The sequence below is a fragment of the Pseudomonas sp. NBB genome (assembly GCF_032701105.1).
In the GTDB taxonomy this organism is placed as follows: Bacteria; Pseudomonadota; Gammaproteobacteria; order Pseudomonadales; family Pseudomonadaceae; genus Aquipseudomonas; species Aquipseudomonas asiatica.
This window is the reverse complement of sequence record NZ_CP103994.1, coordinates 1,018,300-1,037,963: the sequence shown is the minus strand read 5'-3', so window position 1 is coordinate 1,037,963 and position 19,664 is coordinate 1,018,300. Positions and strand designations below refer to the sequence as shown.

15 protein-coding genes are annotated in these 19,664 nt (G+C 63.3%); 3 read left to right on the top strand and 12 right to left on the bottom strand.

Annotated features, from left to right (window positions below):
* The first annotated feature begins 494 nt into the window (after positions 1–494).
* The gene (locus NY023_RS04775) at positions 495–1,658 is read left to right on the top strand and encodes a type III PLP-dependent enzyme (RefSeq protein ID WP_015269027.1); all 1,164 of its coding nucleotides are present in this window, start codon (positions 495–497) and stop codon (positions 1,656–1,658) included.
* Positions 1,659–1,814: 156 nt separating this feature from the next.
* Here the strand turns inward: NY023_RS04775 and NY023_RS04770 are convergent, their stop codons facing one another.
* Complete coding sequence (locus tag NY023_RS04770) at positions 1,815–2,564, bottom strand: tetratricopeptide repeat protein (RefSeq protein ID WP_013971035.1); 750 nt, start codon at positions 2,562–2,564, stop codon at positions 1,815–1,817.
* Positions 2,565–2,567: 3 nt separating this feature from the next.
* On the bottom strand, positions 2,568–3,248 hold the full coding sequence (locus NY023_RS04765; protein ID WP_013971034.1) for a Fe2+-dependent dioxygenase: 681 nt from the start codon (positions 3,246–3,248) through the stop codon (positions 2,568–2,570).
* Positions 3,249–3,469: 221 nt separating this feature from the next.
* Here NY023_RS04765 and NY023_RS04760 point away from each other — a divergent pair, with 221 nt between their 5' ends.
* On the top strand, positions 3,470–5,782 hold the full coding sequence (locus NY023_RS04760) for a TonB-dependent receptor (RefSeq protein WP_013971033.1): 2,313 nt from the start codon (positions 3,470–3,472) through the stop codon (positions 5,780–5,782).
* A gap of 262 nt (positions 5,783–6,044) precedes the next feature.
* Complete coding sequence (locus tag NY023_RS04755) at positions 6,045–8,600, top strand: PepSY domain-containing protein (protein WP_013971032.1); 2,556 nt, start codon at positions 6,045–6,047, stop codon at positions 8,598–8,600.
* Between the two features lie 129 nt (positions 8,601–8,729).
* Here NY023_RS04755 and NY023_RS04750 read toward each other — a convergent pair whose 3' ends face one another.
* The 10 genes from NY023_RS04750 to rlmN all read right to left on the bottom strand — a co-directional run bounded on the left by NY023_RS04750 (position 8,730) and on the right by rlmN (position 19,655).
* On the bottom strand, positions 8,730–9,521 hold the full coding sequence (locus NY023_RS04750) for an amidohydrolase (protein ID WP_013971031.1): 792 nt from the start codon (positions 9,519–9,521) through the stop codon (positions 8,730–8,732).
* The gene (locus NY023_RS04745; RefSeq protein ID WP_013971030.1) at positions 9,509–10,657 is read right to left on the bottom strand and encodes a pyridoxal phosphate-dependent aminotransferase; all 1,149 of its coding nucleotides are present in this window, start codon (positions 10,655–10,657) and stop codon (positions 9,509–9,511) included. The genes NY023_RS04750 and NY023_RS04745 overlap by 13 nt, the downstream gene beginning before the upstream one ends.
* A 210-nt stretch (positions 10,658–10,867) precedes the next feature.
* Positions 10,868–12,331, bottom strand: coding sequence for a ribosome biogenesis GTPase Der (der, locus tag NY023_RS04740; RefSeq protein ID WP_013971029.1), 1,464 nt, complete (start codon positions 12,329–12,331; stop codon positions 10,868–10,870).
* Between the two features lie 117 nt (positions 12,332–12,448).
* Entirely contained in the window at positions 12,449–13,591 is a 1,143-nt protein-coding gene (gene bamB / locus NY023_RS04735; RefSeq protein ID WP_013971028.1) for an outer membrane protein assembly factor BamB, read from the bottom strand.
* Entirely contained in the window at positions 13,592–14,230 is a 639-nt protein-coding gene (locus NY023_RS04730) for a tetratricopeptide repeat protein (protein WP_013971027.1), read from the bottom strand.
* 39 nt (positions 14,231–14,269) lie between these two features.
* Entirely contained in the window at positions 14,270–15,559 is a 1,290-nt protein-coding gene (hisS, locus tag NY023_RS04725; RefSeq protein ID WP_013971026.1) for a histidine--tRNA ligase, read from the bottom strand.
* A 25-nt stretch (positions 15,560–15,584) separates the two neighbouring features.
* Positions 15,585–16,694, bottom strand: coding sequence for a flavodoxin-dependent (E)-4-hydroxy-3-methylbut-2-enyl-diphosphate synthase (ispG, locus tag NY023_RS04720; protein ID WP_003257869.1), 1,110 nt, complete (start codon positions 16,692–16,694; stop codon positions 15,585–15,587).
* Positions 16,695–16,696: 2 nt separating this feature from the next.
* A complete protein-coding gene (locus NY023_RS04715) occupies positions 16,697–17,737 on the bottom strand; it encodes a helix-turn-helix domain-containing protein (protein WP_013971024.1) in 1,041 nt (346 codons plus the stop codon).
* Positions 17,734–18,495, bottom strand: a complete 762-nt coding sequence (pilW, locus tag NY023_RS04710) for a type IV pilus biogenesis/stability protein PilW (RefSeq protein ID WP_013971023.1) — start codon at positions 18,493–18,495, stop codon at positions 17,734–17,736. The genes NY023_RS04715 and pilW overlap by 4 nt, the downstream gene beginning before the upstream one ends.
* Before the next feature lie 14 nt (positions 18,496–18,509).
* Positions 18,510–19,655 (bottom strand): 23S rRNA (adenine(2503)-C(2))-methyltransferase RlmN, encoded by a 1,146-nt coding sequence (gene rlmN / locus NY023_RS04705; protein WP_013971022.1) that lies wholly within the window; start codon positions 19,653–19,655, stop codon positions 18,510–18,512.
* Positions 19,656–19,664 lie beyond the last annotated feature (9 nt).

The following is a 19,664-nucleotide window of genomic DNA, read 5'->3' as shown; positions in this document are numbered from 1 at the left end:
CAGGGAGGCAGACAAGGGTGCGAATAGTAATGTTTCTCATCAAGGACGGCAATTCCGCCAGTCGGTAACAAAAAATTTATCGTCTTTTTCATGCACGGCAGTGCCAGGGCAATGTGGCCATAAATATGAACACCTGAGGCCCCTTCGCGGGCACGCCCGCTCCCACAGAAACCGCGAGATGCCTGTGGGAACGGGCGTACCCGCGAAGGGGCCAACGCGTTCCATTCCACTATTTTTTACGCTTGAAACACTCCGGGGAACATCAGCCGGTCACATGGGTCGGTTATTCAAATGGCAGGTCGTCGATCCGCGTCGATCACGCCCGGATTGCCTGTTGATTCTGCATTCTTCACGCCCTAAAGTGCGCGCCGAACGTCCATGCTGGAAACGATCCATCCGGCTCAAGTACTGAGTAGGCGAACCAAAGTGGGGATACGGAGGACGTTCAGTTTGCAGCCACTTAAATTTTCAGTTTGCCCATGGAGTCCCTGAGCATGTCGATCCAGGTCGAAGACTATTTCGCGCGTGACACCTTCCAGAAAATGAAGGCGTTTGCCGACAAGCAGGAAACCCCGTTCGTACTCATCGATACCCAGATGATCAGCCAGGCCTACGACGACCTGCGCGCTGGTTTCGAATTCGCCAAGGTGTACTACGCGGTCAAGGCCAACCCAGCCGTGGAAATCATCGACCTGCTCAAAGAGAAAGGTTCGAGCTTCGACATCGCCTCGATCTACGAGCTGGACAAGGTGCTGGGCCGCGGCGTCAGCGCCGACCGTATCAGCTACGGCAACACCATCAAGAAGTCCAAGGACATCCGCTACTTCTACGAGAAGGGCGTGCGCCTGTATGCCACCGACTCGGAAGCCGACCTGCGCAACATCGCCAAGGCCGCACCGGGTTCGAAGGTGTACGTGCGTATTCTCACCGAAGGCTCGACCACTGCCGACTGGCCGCTGTCGCGTAAATTCGGCTGCCAGACCGACATGGCCATGGACCTGCTGATTCTCGCCCGCGACCTGGGTCTGGTGCCTTACGGCATTTCCTTCCATGTCGGCTCGCAACAGCGCGACATCAGCGTGTGGGACGCCGCCATCGCCAAGGTCAAGGTGATCTTCGAGCGCCTGAAGGAAGAAGACGGCATCGAGCTGAAGCTGATCAACATGGGTGGCGGCTTCCCGGCCAACTACATCACCCGGACCAACAGCCTGGAAACCTACGCCGAAGAGATCATCCGCTTCCTGAAGGAAGACTTCGGTGACGACCTGCCGGAAATCATCCTCGAGCCGGGCCGTTCGCTGATTGCCAACGCCGGTATCCTGGTCAGCGAAGTGGTACTGGTTGCACGCAAGTCGCGCACTGCCGTCGAGCGCTGGATCTACACCGACGTGGGCAAGTTCTCCGGCCTGATCGAAACCATGGACGAGTCCATCAAGTTCCCGATCTGGACCGAGAAGAAAGGCGAGACCGAAGAAGTGGTCATCGCCGGCCCGACCTGCGACAGCGCCGACATCATGTACGAGCACTACAAGTACGGCCTGCCGCTGAACCTGGCCATCGGTGACCGCCTGTACTGGCTGTCGACCGGCGCCTACACCACCAGCTACAGCGCAGTGGAATTCAACGGCTTCCCGCCGCTGAAGGCTTACTACCTGTAATGCGAAACGGGGCCGAAAGGCCCCGTTTTCATTTGTGTACTCCTGTGCTGGCCTCTTCGCGGGCAAGCCCGCTCCTACAGGGACGGCGCTACATTGAAAACTGGCGCTGTACCTGTGGGGGCGGGCTTGCCCGCGAAGGGGCCGGCCCAGTCAACATCAGGCTTCGCGCCGCTCAAGCTCCTGGGCATAGCTCCCGGCAAAGGCCATCAACGCCGGCCCCGCCCCCTGCAGGGTCACCAAGGCACTGCGCAGGAAATTCATGTTCCCCTCGACCCGCGCCCGCTCCAGCCAGGGCCCGGCTTCCGCCACCTGTCCCCGCTCGACAAGCACCAGCGCCAGGCTGAACATGCCACGAAAGTCCCCCGCCTCGGCCGAGCGCCGATACCAGCGCACCGCCCGTGTCGGATTGGGCGCCGTGGCGATGCCTTGTTCCAGGTAACGCCCGTACAGGTTCATCGACTTGGCATGCCCCATGTGCGCGGCCTTCTCGTAGCACATCAGCGCCTGTGCCTGGTTGGCCGGTATGCCGCGCCCGGTGGCCAGCAAGTTGCCCAGGTTGTACAGCCCCCAGTCCAGCCCGGCATCGGCCGCACGCGCATAGTGAATGGCCGCCTGCGTCTGGCTTGGCTCACCGCCCCAGCCATGCTCCAGGCAACGGCCCAGCATGTTGTGCGCCATGGCACTGCCACCCTGCGCGGAGATGCCGAACCAGCGCCTGGCGACGGCTGCATCCGCCTGAATGCCGCGCCCGTCGAGCAGGATCTGCCCTAGCAGCAACTGTGCCTCGACCGCGCCCTGCCCTGCCGCCGCCAGGATCGCCTGGGCGGCCTTGCCAGGGCTTTCTTCCAGCATGGCCCGCAAACCGGCCACATCCACCACTTCCTCACGCCGCAACTGATAGGACACGGCTCAGACCTCGGCCCAGCGGCGCAGCAGATTGTGGTAGGTGCCGGTCAACTGCAGCAGTGACGGATGGTCCGGCACATCGGCAGTCAGTTGCTGGATGGCATTGTCCATCTCGAAGAGCAACGCCCGCTGGCTGTCCTCGCGCACCAGGCTCTGGGTCCAGAAGAACGCGGCATAACGCTGGCCACGGGTAACCGGGTTGACCTTGTGCAGGCTGGTGCCGGGGTAAAGCACCAGGTCACCGGCGGGCAGCTTGACCTGCTGCACGCCATAGGTGTCCTGAATCACCAGCTCGCCGCCGTCGTAGCTGTCCGGATCGCTGAGGAACAGCGTGGAAGACAGGTCGGTACGCACCCGCTCCGGGTTGCCCTTGGGCTGGCGCAGGGCGTTGTCGATGTGGAAGCCGAAACTGCCGCCTTCGCGATAGCAGTTGATCAGCGGCGGGAACACCTTGTGCGGCAAGGCTGCAGACATGAAGCGCGGGTTCTGCCACAGGCGGTCGATCAGCGCGCTGCCAATTTCCTTGGCCAGCGGGTGGCCTTCCGGCAGTTGCAGGTTGTGCTTGGCCTTGGCCGACTGGTAGCCGGCCGTGATCTTGCCGTCGGCCCAGTCGGCCTGCTCCAGCGCCTCGCGGATACGGGCCAGTTCATCGGCGTGAAACAGGCCAGGGATGTGAAGCAGCATGGCGACAGCACCGTCGGAAAATGTAATGCGCCAATGATATTGATTCCCTTTTGCGCTTCACAAGCCCCAATTGCCGCTTAAGACGTTTCAGCTTGATGAAACCGTAAAGGCAAATTGTAAAGATTGTAAATTATTCACGAATGGTAACGACTCTCAATTGTGAGTCACAATTGCTTACATTAAGATCCGCGGCCTTACCACCTTGGGGAAGGTCCTTAGCAATGCGCCAGTACGTACCATCTGCAGTGAGTTCACCACGCCTGATCGTGTCTGCCATCGGCGTAGCCCTCAGCGCTTCGTCGGCCTACGCCGCCGACCCGGTCGCCAGCAGTGCTATCACCCTCGACGCCACCAGCGTCAACGGCAAGGCTGAACAGGCCAGCACCGATTACAAGGTCGACCAGGCATCCTCGCAGAAGTACACCGCGCCGCTGGTGGATACCCCCCGCTCGATAACCGTGATCCCGCAGCAAGTGATCAAGGACACCAACGCCCTGACCCTGCAGGATGCACTGCGCACTGTGCCGGGCATCACCTTTGGTGCCGGCGAAGGCGGCAACCCGCAAGGCGACCGCCCGTTCATCCGCGGCTTCGACGCCCAGGGCGACACCTACCTGGACGGCGTGCGCGACACTGGTGCGCAAACCCGCGAAATCTTCGCCATCGAATCGGTAGAGGTAGCCAAGGGCCCGAACTCGGCCATCGGCGGCCGAGGCGCCGCCGGCGGCAGCATCAACCTGGTGAGCAAGCGCGCCCACCTGGGCAACTCGCTTGACGGCGCCTGGACCTGGGGCAGCGACCAGACCCAGCGCTATACCTTCGATGGCAACTACCAGTTCAGCGACTCCGTTGCCGGGCGCCTGAACCTGATGACCCACGAAAGCAACGTCGCCGGCCGCGACAAGGTCAACTACGACCGTTGGGGTATCGCCCCATCGCTGGCTTTCGGCCTGGGTACTCCGACCCGCGTGAACCTCGACTACTACCATCTGGAAAGCGACGACCTGCCGGATTCGGGCATTCCGTACACCATCCCGACCGCTGGTAGTACTGCCCGCACCTCGGCACACCCGAGCAAGCCGTACGACGGCGGCGACAGCGACAACTTCTATGGCCTGACCGGTCGTGACTTCCGCAAAAGCCGCGTGGATATTGCCACCTTTGCCATCGAGCACGACTTGACCGACTCGCTGACCATCAAGAACACCCTGCGCCATGGCAACAGCATGCAGGACTACATCCTGACCCAGCCTGACGACAGCAAGGGTAACGTCAACAACGGCAGCGTCTGGCGCCGCGCCAATACCCGTGTGGGCAACACTGCCACCACCACCAACCAGACCGACCTGTTCGGTGAGTTCTACCTGGGTGGCATGAAGAACAGTTTCTCGACCGGTATCGAGCTGAGCCGAGAAGAGAGCAAGCGCTCGAGCTATACCGTCGATACTGACACCGTCCCGGGCGGCACCGCCAACACCAACTGCACCCCAGGCATGATCGGCGCCACCAGCGGTTACAACTGCACCTCACTGAGCAACCCGAACCCGGACGATCCGTGGAACGGCAGCATCGCACGCAACTACGCGGGCACCGATACCAAGAGCAACACCCGCGCAATTTATGTTTTTGACACACTCGAACTGACGCCCGAGTGGCTGTTGAACATGGGCCTGCGCTACGACCACTTCGACACCCAGTACCGCACCTACGACGCCACAGGCGCCACCGTGGTGAACAGCAAGGGCGTTGTCTCCAAAGGCAAGGATACAAGCGAGTTCGTTACCGGCCAGCTGGGCCTTGTATGGAAGCCGGCCGAGAATGGCAGTATCTACGTTTCCTACGCCACCTCCGCAACGCCACCCGGAGCAATGCTGGGCGAAGGTACTGAAGGCAACCCGCTGGGCAACACCACCGACCGCGCCGGCAACTTGCTGAGCAGCGATCTGGAGCCGGAGGAAACCACCAACTACGAAATCGGCACCAAGTGGGACCTGCTCGACCAGCGCCTGTCCCTGGCCGCAGCGCTGTTCCGCACCGAGAAGGAAAACGCCCGCGTCCAGGTTGACACCACTACCTACGAGAACGTCGGCGAAACTCGCGTACAGGGCATCGAACTCTCTGCCAGCGGCAAGATCACCGAAAAATGGCAGGTATTTGCCGGCTACACCTACATGGAAGCTCGCCAGATAGACGGTGGTGCCGTGAACAAGGCCAACGACGGCAACCAGCTGCCGAACACGCCGAACAACAGCGCCAGCTTGTGGACCACCTACTCCATTACACCGAAGCTGACCGTGGGTGGCGGTGCCTTCTACGTGGATGACGTGTATGGCAGCGTGGCCAACACCACCATGGTCGACAGCTATGTACGCTACGACGCCATGGCCGCCTACAAGCTGACCAAGAACGTCGACCTGCAGCTGAACGTGCAGAACCTGACCAACGAGGTGTACTACGACAAGGCCTTCTCTACCCACTTCGCCAACCAGGCGGCGGGGCGGACGGCTCTGTTGACCACCAGCGTCCACTTCTGATGCCGGGATCGGGTTGATCTGTTGAATGGGCTGCGCCTGTGCCGGCCCTTTCGCGGGTGAACCCGCTCCCACAGGTACTCCACTGGCCTCAGGTCCAGTGATATCTCTGTGGGAGCGGGTTCACCCGCGAAGAGGCCGGTACAGACAACACAAGCCTGACTGACTCGCCCACCCTGCCCCGTTCATTCCCGTGAGCGGGGCTTTTGCGTATCAAGGCATAATGCACGCCGCGCAGTGTGCGGCAGAAACACAAGGTGATCATGTGGTGAAGAAGACGCTGTTCCAATTGCACTGGTTCTTTGGCATCACCGCTGGCCTGGTGCTGGCCTTGATGGGTATCACCGGGGCTTTGTACTCGTTTCAGGACGAACTGCTGCGCGCGCTGAATGCCGATGTCCTGAAGGTCCAGGTGCGCCCGGAGGGCGTGCTGCCCCCGGCCGAACTGGTCCAGCGGGTCGAGGCCCAGCAGCACGACAAGGTGGCGATGCTGTGGGTCGATGTACGCGAAGGCAACGCCGCACGCGTCTTCTTTACCCCACCGCCAGGCGAGCGCCGTGGCCAGTTGCGCTACGCCGACCCGTACACCGGCGAACTCAAGGGAGAAGTGGCCGGGCAAGGCTTCTTCAACCTCATGCTCAACCTGCACCGCTTCCTGGCCATGGGCGACAGCGGCCGGCAGATCACCGGTGCCTGCACCCTGATGCTGGTGTTCTTCTGCCTCTCCGGCCTGTACCTGCGCTGGCCGCGCAAGGCGCTGGACTGGCGCACCTGGCTGACCTTCGACTGGGCCAAGAAAGGCCGCGCCTTCAACTGGGACCTGCACGCGGTGGCTGGCACCTGGTGCCTGCTGTTCTACCTGCTGTTCGCCCTGACCGGGCTGTTCTGGTCCTACGAGTGGTACCGCGACGGCCTGAACAAGCTGCTGGCCGACACGCCTGCCGCCGGCCAGCAGCAAAAGCGCGGCGAAGGCCGGGGCCGCCACGGGCCGCAGAAAATCGACAAGAACGCCCCGCCGCTGGTGGTCGACTACGACGCGATCTGGGCCAACCTCAAGGGCGCTGCCGGCCCGGGCCTGGCCATGTACAACCTGCGCCTGCCACCGGTAGGCGGCCAGCCGGCCAACCTGTTCTACCTGCTGGATAACGCCGACCACCCACGTGCCTTCAACACCCTGGTACTGGACCCGGCCAGCGGCCAGGTGAAAAGACATGACCGCTACACCGATAAGTCCTTCAAGGCCCAGTTGCTGCAGAGCGTCTACGCCCTGCACGTGGGCGAATACTTCGGCCTGCCGGGGCGCATCATCGTCACCATCGCCAGCCTGACCATGCCGCTGTTCTTCGTCACCGGCTGGCTGCTGTACCTCGACCGCCGTCGCAAGAAGCGCCAGGTACGCGCCGCCCGTGGCAACGTCACCGGCAACACTGCCAGCGGCGACAGCTGGCTGATCGGCTTTGCCAGCCAGAGCGGGCTTGCCGAACAACTGGCCTGGCAGAGCGCCGGGCAGCTTCAGGCCGCCGGCCTGCCAGTGCAGGTACGCGCCCTGGCAGAACTGGGTGAAAGCGACCTGCGCCAGGCCCGCCGTGCGCTGTTCGTGGTCAGCACCTTCGGCGACGGCGAAGCCCCCGACAGCGCCCGCGCCTTCGAGCGCAAGGTGCTCGGCCAACCTTGGGCGCTGGACAACCTCAGCTATGCCCTGCTCGCCCTCGGTGACCGCCAGTACCCGCACTTCTGCGGCTTCGCCCGCCGCCTGCAGGCATGGCTGGGTGAACGCGGTGCCAGCAGTGCGTTCAGCCCGGTGGAAGTGGACAACGCCGACCAGGCCGCGCTGCAGCAGTGGCAGCAGGAACTGGCGCAACTGACCGGCGCCCAGCCAGTGGCCGCCTGGCAGCCGCCGAGTTTCGGCAACTGGTCGCTGGTGCGCCGCGAACTGCTCAACCCGGGCAGCCAGGGCCAGCCGGTGTACCTGCTGGGCCTGCGACCGGAGCAGCCCGCCAGCTGGGAAGCCGGCGACCTGGTGGAGATCCTGCCGCTCAACGGCCAGCCGAGGATCGACGCCTTCCTCGATGGCATGGCGCTGGACGGCTGCGCCAAGGTGCAAGTGAATGGCTTGGCCGAAACCCTCGCCCAGGCCCTGTCCGGTCGCCAGTTGCCGACCCGTCGCGATCACTTGGTCGGTTTGCAGCCGCAGGCGCTGGTCGACGCACTGGTGCCGATCGGCAGCCGCGAATACTCGATTGCCTCGATCGCCAGCGATGGTGTGCTGGAGCTGATCGTGCGCCAGGAACGCCATGCCGATGGCAATCTGGGCCTGGGTTCCGGCTGGCTGACCGAGTACCTGCCGCTTGGGGGTATGTTGAGCCTGCGTTTGCGGCGCAACAGCAGCTTCCACCTGCCGGAAACGGCTGCACCGCTGGTATTGATCGGCAATGGCACCGGCCTGGCCGGCCTGCGCAGCGTGCTCCGCGCGCGGGTGAATGCTGGCGAGCAGCGCAACTGGCTGCTGTTCGGCGAGCGTAACCGGGCGCATGACCTGCTGTGCGGCAACGAGCTGCAAGGCTGGCTGGACAACGGCGACCTGGCACGCCTGGACCTGGCATTTTCGCGGGATCAGGCCGACAAGGTGTATGTGCAGGATGTGTTGCTGCAGCAGGCTGAAACGCTCAAGCGCTGGGTCGCGGATGGTGCCTGTGTGTATGTCTGCGGCAGCCTGCAAGGCATGGCTGCCGGGGTGGATGCAGCGCTCAACGGCATCCTCGGGGAAGCGGTTGTGCAACAGCTGATCGAGGATGGGCGGTATCGGCGGGATGTGTACTGATCGGAAACTGATGTAACCAGCACAGGCGTCTTCGCGGGTAAACCCGCTCCTACAGGTACTGCACAGAATTCAAACACTGTGGGGGACCTGTGGGAGCGGGTTTACCCGCGAAGAGGCCGGTACAAGCTGTCAGTGAAGCTCGAAGGTGTCGGCATCCAGGTTGGCCGGGAACTTGGTCCGGTAGGCCGCCAGCTCTGCCGCGCTCAACACAGCGGTGAAAACACCGTCGGCCTCGCCGGCACTGAGCAGGCTCTCGCCCTGGAAATCCAGCACCTGGCTGTCGCCGGAATAGGCAAAGCCCTTGCCGTCGGTACCCACCCGGTTCACCGCCGCCACATAGCACAGGTTCTCGATACCCCGCGCCGGCAACAGGCGGTTCCAGTGCTGGCGGCGCGCAGCCGGCCAGTTGGCGGTGTACAGCAACAGGTCGGTGTCCTGGGCATCGCGGCTCCACACCGGGAAGCGCAGGTCGTAGCAGATCAGCGGGCGAATCCGCCAGCCCTTGAGCTCGAACTGCACCTGGCGCTCACCCGGGGTGTAATACTTGTGCTCACCGGCCATGCGGAACAGGTGACGCTTGTCGTAGTGCAGGATCTCGCCATCCGGTCGGGCCCACAGCAGACGGTTGCGGTGGCTGCCATCAGCGGCCTGGATGATCACGCTGCCGGTAATCACCGTGTTGTACTTCTTCGCCTGGGCCTTCAGCCATTTGTAGGTCGGGCCGTTTTCCGGCTCGCACAGGCTTTCCGATTGCATGGAAAAACCGGTAGTGAACATTTCCGGCAGGATCACCAGGTCCACTTCGCCCACCTGCTCCAGCAGCACTTCGAAGTGCGCATAGTTAGCCTCGCGGTCGTGCCAGGCCAGAGTGGTCTGCACCAGGGCGACTTTCAGATTCGGCAGTGTACTCAGATCGCGCATAGTTTTTCCGCTGCCTGACGCAGCGTCTCCTCTCGTTTGGCAAAGCACAGGCGAACCAGGCGTTGCTCGGGGATGGGTTGCTGGTAGAACACCGACACCGGGATGGTCGCCACGCCGTGCTCACCGGTCAGCCACAGCGACATGTCGACATCGTTCAGGTCCGGGCGGATCTGCGAATAGTCCACCAGCTGGAAATAGGTACCCGCCGTGCGGGTGAAACGGAACCGCGAGCCCTCCAGCAAGCCGCAGAACAGGTCTCGCTTGGCCTGGTAGAAGGCCGGCAGTTCATCGATATGCTCGGGGTGCTCGGCCATGAAATCGGCCAAGGCGCACTGCAGCGGGGTCACACCGCAGAAGTTGACGTACTGGTGCACCTTGCGCAGCTCGGCACTCAGCGCCGGCGGGGCGATCACGTAGCCGGTCTTCCAGCCGGTGACGTGATAAGTCTTGCCGAAGGAGCTGACCACGAAGGCGCGCTGGTACAGTTGCTCGTGGGCCAACACGCTGGCATGGAGTACACCGTCATAGACCAAGTGCTCGTAGACCTCGTCGCTGACAAGGTAGATATCGCGGTCAGCGATAAGCCGCGCCAGTTGGTCCAGGTCTTCACGGGTAATCAGCGCACCGCTGGGGTTGTGCGGCGAATTGAGAATGACCATGCGCGTGCGCGGGCTGAGGGCATCGCTGAACTTCTGCCAGTCGATGCGGAAATCGCCGTCGCTCAGTTGTACATGCACGCAACGGCCACCGGCCAGTTCCACGGACGGCTCGTAGCTGTCGTAGCAAGGGTCGAAGACGATTACCTCGTCACCGGCATGCACCACAGCCTGGATGGCGCAGAAGATCGCCTCGGTGGCGCCAGGGGTGATGGTCACTTCCTGGTCGGCATCCACCTGCGCGCCATACAGCCGCGCGACCTTGGCCGCCACCTGCTGGCGCAGGGCCGGCAGGCCGGTCATCGGCGAATACTGGTTATGCCCGGCGGCCACATGCCGGCCGACTGCATCGAGCAGCGCCTGCGGGCCATTGAAGTCGGGGAAGCCTTGCGACAGGTTGAGCGCGCCCGTCTGCACGGCGAGCTGGGACATGGTGGTGAAGATGGTCGTGCCGACATTCGGCAGTTTGCTGCGGATCATGGAGCCCTCTTTCCTGGGGTGTATCCGGCACGGGGTGGAGTCCGAGCATAGCGGATCGAGCGGTCAGGAAAAAGGTTGAAACAATAGGGGGATTTGCGCTGGATCAAAGGGCCTCTTCGCGGGTAAACCCGCTCCCACAGGTCCTGCACAGATTTCGAAAACTGTGGGTCCTGTAGGAGCGGGTTTACCCGCGAAGAAGTCGACGCGGAATCAGCGCTTGTCGCGGCGCTTCTTCTCGGCCTTCTTGTGGTGCGACATCAGGCGGCGCTTCTTGTTGACCTGGCGGTCGGTGAGGGTGTTCTTCTTGCCCTCGTACGGGTTCTCACCGCCCTTGTACTCGATGCGGATCGGCGTGCCGACCAGCTTCAGCACACGCCGGTAGGTGTTCTCCAGGTAACGCGAGTACGACTTCGGAATCTTGTCGGTCTGGTTGCCGTGGATCACGATCAGCGGCGGGTTGGCACCACCAAGGTGGGCATAGCGCAGCTTGATGCGGCGGCCGTTGACCAGCGGCGGCTGGTGCTCGCTCACGGCATCTTCGAGGATCTGCGTCAGGCGGCTGGTCGGCCAGCGGGTTACCGCCGACTTGAACGCGGCCTGCACCGACTTGTACAGGTGGCCCACGCCGGTGCCGTGCAGGGCGGAGATGAAGTGGATGTCGGCGAAATCGACGAAGAACAGCCGGCGCTCCAGCTCGGTCTTCACGTAGTCACGCTCGCCCGGCTCCATGCCGTCCCACTTGTTCAGGGCTATGACGATGGCGCGGCCAGCTTCCAGGGCGAAGCCCAGCAGGTTCAGGTCGTGATCCACCACGCCTTCGCGGGCGTCCATGACGAAAATCACCACGTTGGCGTCCTTGATCGCCTGCAGCGTCTTCACCACCGAGAACTTCTCGACTTCCTCGTGGATCTTGCCGCGCTTGCGCACGCCGGCGGTGTCGATGAAGGTGTACTTCTCGTCATCGCGCTCGAACGGGATGTAGATACTGTCGCGGGTAGTGCCCGGCTGGTCGTAAACCACCACGCGCTCTTCGCCGAGCATGCGGTTGACCAGCGTCGACTTGCCGACGTTGGGGCGGCCGATGATGGCGATCTTGATGCCATCCTTCTCGCTCGGGCCCGGGATGCGCACCGCTTCCTCGCCTTCGGCGACTTCGGCGTCCAGCGCTTCCTCGACCTGGTCGCGTGGCAGGTGGCCGAGCACGGCCTCCATCAGCGCATTGATGCCGCGGCCCTGGGAGCCGGCTACCGGGATCGCGTTGCCCATGCCCAGCGGCGAGAACTCGGCGCGTGCCACATCGGCATCGATGTTGTCGATCTTGTTGGCAACCAGGATCGCTTCCTTGTTCCGCTTGCGCAGGTGCTCGGCGATCATCTGGTCGGCAGCGGTCATGCCGGCACGGGCATCGACCAGGAACAGCACATAGTCAGCTTCTTCGATGGCCATGAGCGACTGCTCGGCCATTTTCTCGTCCATGCCCACTTCGTCACCGGTGATACCGCCGGTGTCGATCAGGATGAAGGAACGACCCTGCCAGGTGGCATCACCGTACTGGCGGTCACGGGTCAGGCCCGACAGGTCACCAACGATGGCATCGCGGGTCTTGGTCAGGCGGTTGAACATGGTGGATTTGCCGACGTTTGGGCGGCCCACCAGGGCGATTACGGGAACCATTCGGCTCTCCACTCTTGAATTCTTGAAAATGCAAAGGCCGCTGCAAGGCAGCGGCCGGAGTTCGGGCGGCGTGTCCTACGCCGCGGCTTGAAGCCCGCCAAGGCTTCAAGCATAGCTTCAGCGGATGGTCAGTGCCTCGAGCTTGCCGCTGTTGCCGAAGACGTAGATGGTGTCGCCGACCACAAGTGGGCGGGCACGCAGGCCATCACTGTCGATACGCTCACGGCCGACGAAGCGGCCATCGACCTGGCTCAGCAGGTGCAGGTAACCCTCGAAGTCGCCCACCGCCACGTAGCTGGAGAACACTTCAGGCGCGGTCAGCTGGCGGCGAGCCATGGTGTCGTTGGTCCACAGGGCGCTGGACGAGCGCTCGTCGACGCTTTCGACAGTACCGGAAGCTTCGCTGACATAGACGTTACCGTAGCCTTGGGCGACACCCACGTAGCTGGAGGCATCACGCTGCCACAGCACGCGGCCGCTTTCCAGGTCCAGGCCCGCGACGCGGCCCTGGTAGGTGCTGACGTACAGGGTACCACCCGACAGCAGCAGGCCGCCGTCGATATCGACCACGCGGTCCAGCTCGGAACGGCCCTGCGGGATTGCCACACGGCTTTCCCACACCGGTACGCCGTTGTTGATGTCCACCGCCACCACCTTGCCGGTGGACAGGCCGGCGACGGCCAGGCGGTTGGTGGCGATCGGCGCGCCGGTGCCACGCAGGGTCAGCACGGCCGGGGTGTTTTCGTAGATCCAGCGGCGGTCGCCAGTGGCGGCATCCAGGCCGATCAGGCGATCGTCTTGGGTCTGCACCACCACCACATCACCGTTGTTGGCAGGCGGGGCCAGCACTTCGCTGGTCACGCGGGAGCGCCAGCGCTCCTCACCGGTGCTGGAGTCCAGGGCGATGACTTCACCCTTGAGGGTACCGATCATGACCAGGCCGTAGCCCACGCCGACAGCGCCGGAAACCGGCAGCTCGAGGTCCTTCTTCCATACCACGTCGCCGGTGATGCGGTCGAGGGCGAAGACTTCGCCGTTGACGTCGGAGGCGTAGATACGGTCGTTCTCGATGGCAGGTACGAGGGTGTTGTAGGTCTCGCCCTGGCCGTCACCGATCGAACGGCTCCACTGCTTTTTCAGCACCACTTCCTCGGTGAACTTGGTCAGCTCGGCCGGAGGCAGTTCCTTCTTGCTGTTGCTGCTGCAACCTGCGGCCAGTACGGCCAGGGTCAGCACTGCTGCATGTTTCCAACCGATCACTTACGCGTCCCCTTTGGCCAAGTCATCCAGCTTCAATTGCAGGCCACCGACCGCCGCCTCATCGGACAACGCAGCCTTGGCTTTCTCGTAAGCGCTGTGCGCGTCGTCGGCGCGACCCAGTTGCACCAGCAGGTCACCTTTCAACTCTTCGCGGCTGGCCAGGAAGGCTTTGTCGGCGTCGCCGTCGAGCAGCTTGAGGGCATCCTCGGCCTTGTTCTGGGCGGCCAGCACACGAGCCAGGCGCTGACGCGAAATCTCGCCCAGAGTGGCATCGGCCGGCTTATCCAGCACGCTCTTCAACTCGGCAGCAGCGTCGTCGAGCTTGCCGCTCTCGACCGCGACCTTGGCAACGAACAGGCTGCCGTACTGGGCGTAGGCGGTACCACCGAACTCGCTCTTGAGCTTGCCGGCCAGTTCCGCGACCTTGGTCGCGTCAGGCTGGCCAGTCGGCGTCAGGCTGGTCTCCAGCAAGGCCTGGTACAGCTGCGAGGCACCTTGCGACTGATTGTTCTGGTACTTGTGCCAGGTATTCCAGCCCAACACCACTACGCCAGCCAACAGGGCACCGGTCAGCAGCGGCTTGCCGTTGCGGTTCCACCAGTCCTTGACCCCTGCCAGTTCATCATCGGTACTCGACACCCCAATACTCCTTTTCGCCTATTCGCTTGTTGAACCGCGTTACGCCTGCGCGATCGCGGTTTCCAGGTGCTCAGCCAGAGCATCCCAGGCAATGTTCTGTTGTTCGCCCTGACCACGCAGGGGCTTGAAGCCGATCTCTTGCTTAGCCAGCTCGTCGTCGCCGAGGATCAGGGCGAACAGCGCGCCACTCTTGTCGGCTTTCTTGAACTGGCTCTTGAAGCTACCACCGCCGGCGTTGACTGCCAGGCGCAGGCCCGGCAAGCGGTCACGCAGGCTTTCGGACAGGCGCAGGCCGGCCAGCTCCGCCTGTTCGCCAAAGGCGCACAGGTAGACGTCGATCTGGCGGCTGATGGACTCGGGCACCTTGCCCAGGGTTTCCAGCAGCAGGATCAGGCGCTCGATGCCCATGGCGAAACCGACGCCCGAGGTCGGCTTGCCGCCCATCTGTTCGACCAGGCCGTCATAACGGCCGCCGGCGCAGACAGTGCCCTGGGCGCCGAGCTTGTCGGTGACCCACTCGAACACGGTCTTGCTGTAGTAGTCCAGGCCACGCACCAGCTTGGTGTTGATCACGAACGGGATGCCGGCAGCGTCCAGGCGGGCCTTGAGGCCCTCGAAGTGCACGCGCGACTCTTCGTCCAGGTAGTCTTCCAGCTTCGGCGCGCCGACCAGCACCGCCTGGGTGTTCTGGTCCTTGCTGTCGAGGATGCGCAGCGGGTTGCTCTTCAGGCGGCGCTGGCTGTCTTCGTCCAGTTGCTCCAGGCGCGCCGAGAGGAACTCGACCAGCGCATCACGGTAGCGTGCACGGGCTTCGCTGGTGCCCAGGCTGTTGAGCTCCAGCTTGACCGCGTCCTGGATGCCCAGCAGGCCCCACAGGCGCCAGGTCAGCATGATCAGCTCGGCGTCGATGTCCGGGCCATCCAGGTTGAACACTTCCACGCCAATCTGGTGGAACTGGCGGTAGCGGCCCTTCTGCGGGCGCTCGTGGCGGAACATCTGGCCGATGTACCACAGTTTCTGCACCTGGCCGTTGCCGGTGATGCCATGTTCGAGCACGGCACGCACGCAAGCGGCGGTACCTTCGGGGCGCAGGGTCAGCGAGTCGCCGTTGCGGTCCTCGAAGGTGTACATCTCTTTTTCGACGATGTCGGTCACTTCACCGATGGAGCGCTTGAACAGCTCGGTGAACTCGACGATCGGCGTGCGGATCTGGCTGTACCCGTAGGTATCCAGCAGACCGGCCACGGTGCCTTCGAAGTAGCGCCACAGTGGCGACTGTTCTGGCAGGATGTCGTTCATGCCACGGATGGCTTGCAGCGATTTGCTCACGAAAAGTCCTTACGAATTCTGTGTGTCAGCCACGGACGATCAGCGCCGCGTCGGCTTCGGCCTTTTCGGCCGCTTTCTGGCGAATGAGCTTTTCCAGTTCATCGACCAGGTTGTCGTTGGTCAGCTTCTGCGCCGGCTTGCCGTCGATGTAGATCAGGTTCGGCGTGCCGCCGGTCAGCCCCACATGGGCCTCCTTGGCTTCGCCCGGGCCGTTGACCACGCAACCGATCACCGCCACGTCCAGCGGCACCAGCAGGTCTTCCAGGCGCCCTTCCAGCTCGTTCATGGTCTTGACCACATCGAAGTTCTGCCGCGAGCAGCTCGGGCAGGCGATGAAGTTGATGCCACGCGAGCGCAGGTGCAGCGACTTGAGAATGTCGTAGCCGACTTTCACTTCTTCGACCGGGTCGGCCGCCAGCGAGATACGGATGGTATCGCCAATGCCTTCGGCCAGCAGCATACCGAGGCCGACAGCGGATTTCACCGTCCCCGAACGCAGGCCACCGGCTTCGGTGATGCCCAGGTGCAGCGGCTGCACGATCTGCTTGGCCAGCAGGCGGTAGGCTTCGACGGCCATGAACACATCGGATGCCTTGACGCTGACCTTGAAGTCCTGGAAGTCCAGGCGGTCGAGGTGCTCGACATGGCGCAGGGCCGACTCGACCAGCGCTGCCGGGGTCGGTTCGCCGTACTTCTTCTGCAGGTCCTTTTCCAGGGAGCCGGCATTGACGCCGATACGGATCGGGATGCCCCGGTCGCGGGCGGCATCGACCACCGCGCGCACGCGGTCTTCACGGCCGATGTTGCCCGGGTTGATACGCAAGCAGTCGACGCCCAGTTCGGCCACGCGCAGGGCGATTTTGTAGTCGAAGTGGATGTCGGCAACCAGCGGTACGCTGACCTGCTGCTTGATGCGGCCGAACGCCTCGGCGGCGTCCATGTCCGGCACCGAGACGCGCACGATGTCCACGCCGGCATCGACCAGGCGCTGGATTTGCGCCACGGTGGCGGCCACATCGTTGGTGTCGGTGTTGGTCATGCTCTGCACCGCGATGGGGGCATCACCACCCACCGGTACATTGCCGACCCAGATTTTGCGGGATTCGCGACGTTTGATCGGAGATTCGCCGTGCATGATTACTGTCCCAACTTCAGGCGAGCGGTCTCGCCACTGGTGAACGGGGCAACATCGACGGCCTGGCCGTTGTAGCTGACCTGGGCGCCACGGGCAAAGCCCAGGCGTACCGAGAACGGCGGCTTGCCGGTCAGCTCGAGGTTGTCCCCCTTGCGCTTGATGGCGCTGAACAGCACCTTGCCGTTGCCGTCGGTGACCTGGGTCCAGCAATCGGCGACGAACTGGATGGCAACCTTGGCGCTGCCAGCCGGCACTGCGGCAGGGGCGGCAGCGGCCACGGCCGCTACCGGCGTAGCAGGTGCAACAGCCGCCGGGGCCGGGGCAACCGGTGCTACCGGCGCAGGCGCGGCAGCAGGTGCGCTGGCGATCGCTGGCACAGGCGCCTGCTGGGCCGGTGTCGGTACTACGGCAGCGGTATCGGCAGGCGCCGGGCTTGCCGGTGCCGGTACGGCGGTGGCAGGCTGCTCGGCTGCGCCCTGCTCAAGCGGCAGCGGCGCACTCTCAGGCTGCTGGCCTGCGGAAACAGCCTGGTCTTCAGGCTCATCGAGCGGGTGAATCTGGGTGGTGCCGTCGGCGCTTTCGACTTCGACGTGCTCCAGAGCAATCTTGGCCAGCTCCTTGCCACGCAGGCTGCCCTGGTCCTGCCACCAGACGAAGCCGCCGCCGACCACTGCCACCAGCAGCAGCAGGCTGACGCCACGCAGAATGTTGTGCGACAGGCGCACGGGCTCTTCGATACGGCCCAGCGAGTGCACGTCGCTGCCTTTGGCGTGGGTGCCGGTGTAACGGTCGAAGGCGTCCACCAGGGCAGCCTGGTCCAGGTCCATCAGCTTGGCATAGGCGCGGATATAACCACGGGCGAAGGTATGCCCCGGCAGCTTGTCGAAGGCGCCGGTTTCCACGTGGTTCAACGAACTGACAGTGAGGTTGAGCTTGCGGGCCACCTCGGCTTGTGACCAGTCCCGGTTCTCACGGGCCTGACGCAAAAGCTCACCGGGGTTCTGGCCAGGCGCTACTGCTACTTCGGGATGCGCGGCTTTCATCGTTGCTCCGACAGGTATTGCTGATATTCCGGCGTACCGGGATAAAGTCGTTGTAATTGCTGGCCCAGCTCGGCCAGTGTGCCTTGCTCGTCGAATACCCTGGCAAGGCGGCTGCCCAGCAGCAGGCTACGGGCATCGTGGTCGCTCAACTGGCTGAAACGATCGTAGTAGTCCCGGGCCGGCACATAATGCCTGTTTTCGTAGGACAACTCAGCCATTTCCAGCAACGCTTTCGGCTGCCGCTGGTTGAGTTGCAGAGCTTTCAGCAGATACGCATGCGCCTGGTCGCGGCGCTCGAGTTTCAGGGCGGTCAGGCCCAGGTTCTCGTAAACGCGTGAGCGCTCAGGATACAGGGTATCGGCGCTGGCAAGGCGAAACATCTGCTCGGCCTCGGCAAATCGGCCCTGAGCATAAAGGAAACTGCCGTAATTGTTGCGAATTCGCGTGTCGCCGGTGCGTGCCTTCAGCGCCTTGCGGAAGTGCGTTTCGGCCAGCGCGGGCTCGCCTTCGGCCTGAAAGACCAGCGCCAGGGCGGCGTGCGCATCGGCATCACCACCATCCAGGGCCAGGGCCTTGCCCAGCGGCGCCTTGGCCTGCTCGGTCAAACCCTGTTGCAAATAACCCAGCCCAAGCTGCACATAGGCCCGCCCCGCCTCTGCCCTGCCCTGGCGGCTGGCCAGCGGGTCGCCCGCGCCGCCCGACACGCAGCCGGCCAGCAGCGAAAGCGCAAGGATCGACAGCGCGGCGCGCAGGCTCATGGGCAAGGTCCCGGTCAGTGGCTGGCGGGGCTGTCTTGCAGCTCGGCGTCCGCGGACAGCTGGCGCACAGCGATGTAGCGCTCGCTGCGGCGGGTGCGGTCGTTGACCTGGCCGACCAGCTGACCACAGGCAGCGTCGATGTCATCACCACGGGTGGTGCGGGTGGTGACGTTGAAGCCACCGTGGTGCAACAGATCCTGGAAGCGGCGAATGGCGTTGTTGCTCGGCCGCTCGTAGCCCGAGTGCGGGAACGGGTTGAACGGAATCAGGTTGATCTTGCAGGGTACGTCGCGCAGCAGCTCGATCATTTGCGCAGCATGCTCAGGCTGGTCGTTGACATCCTTGAGCAGGGTGTACTCGATGGTCAGCACGCGCTTGCCACCCAGGGTGGACATGTAGCCCATGCACGATTCCAGCAGCATCTTCAGCGGGTACTTCTTGTTGATCGGTACCAACTTGTTGCGCAGTTCGTCGTTCGGCGCGTGCAGCGACAGGGCCAGCGACACGTCGATGTGCTTGGCCAGCTCGTCGATCATCGGCACCACGCCCGAGGTGGACAGGGTGACGCGACGCTTGGAAATGCCATAGCCCAGATCTTCCATCATGATCTTCATGGCGGCGATGACATTGTCGAAATTCAGCAGGGGTTCGCCCATGCCCATCATGACCACGTTGGTAATGGCGCGGTCGATCTTGGCCGGAACGGTCCCGAAGGATTTGTTGGCAAGCCACACCTGGCCGATCACTTCGGCGGCGGTGAGGTTGCTGTTGAAGCCTTGCTTGCCGGTGGAGCAGAAGCTGCAGTCCAGGGCACAGCCGGCTTGCGACGACACGCACAGGGTGCCGCGATCGTCGGTGGGGATGTAGACGGTCTCGACGCAGCTGCCGGAGGCAACGCGGACCACCCACTTGCGGGTACCGTCGGCGGAAATGTCTTCACTGACCACTTCCGGGCCCCGAATCTCGGCAACGGCCTCGAGCTTTTCGCGCAAGGCCTTGCCGACATTGGTCATGGCGGCGAAATCGTCGACGCCATAGTGGTGAATCCATTTCATGACCTGACCGGCACGAAAACGCTTCTCTCCGATCGACTCGAAGAATTTTTCCATTTCCTGCAGGGTCAGGCCCAACAGGTTGATCTTGCCAGTCATGTCACTCATGGAATCACC

What these genes read in the sequence shown, in the direction of transcription:
- rlmN (WP_013971022.1), bottom strand. Translation starts at nt 19,655, where the DNA reads ATGAGTGACATGACTGGCAAGATCAACCTGTTGGGCCTGACCCTGCAG.
- ispG (WP_003257869.1), bottom strand. Translation starts at nt 16,694, where the DNA reads ATGCACGGCGAATCTCCGATCAAACGTCGCGAATCCCGCAAAATCTGG.
- NY023_RS04765 (WP_013971034.1), bottom strand. Translation starts at nt 3,248, where the DNA reads ATGCTGCTTCACATCCCTGGCCTGTTTCACGCCGATGAACTGGCCCGT.
- NY023_RS04745 (WP_013971030.1), bottom strand. Translation starts at nt 10,657, where the DNA reads ATGATCCGCAGCAAACTGCCGAATGTCGGCACGACCATCTTCACCACC.
- pilW (WP_013971023.1), bottom strand. Translation starts at nt 18,495, where the DNA reads ATGAGCCTGCGCGCCGCGCTGTCGATCCTTGCGCTTTCGCTGCTGGCC.
- NY023_RS04775 (WP_015269027.1), top strand. Translation starts at nt 495, where the DNA reads ATGTCGATCCAGGTCGAAGACTATTTCGCGCGTGACACCTTCCAGAAA.
- NY023_RS04760 (WP_013971033.1), top strand. Translation starts at nt 3,470, where the DNA reads ATGCGCCAGTACGTACCATCTGCAGTGAGTTCACCACGCCTGATCGTG.
- der (WP_013971029.1), bottom strand. Translation starts at nt 12,331, where the DNA reads ATGGTTCCCGTAATCGCCCTGGTGGGCCGCCCAAACGTCGGCAAATCC.
- NY023_RS04715 (WP_013971024.1), bottom strand. Translation starts at nt 17,737, where the DNA reads ATGAAAGCCGCGCATCCCGAAGTAGCAGTAGCGCCTGGCCAGAACCCC.
- NY023_RS04750 (WP_013971031.1), bottom strand. Translation starts at nt 9,521, where the DNA reads ATGCGCGATCTGAGTACACTGCCGAATCTGAAAGTCGCCCTGGTGCAG.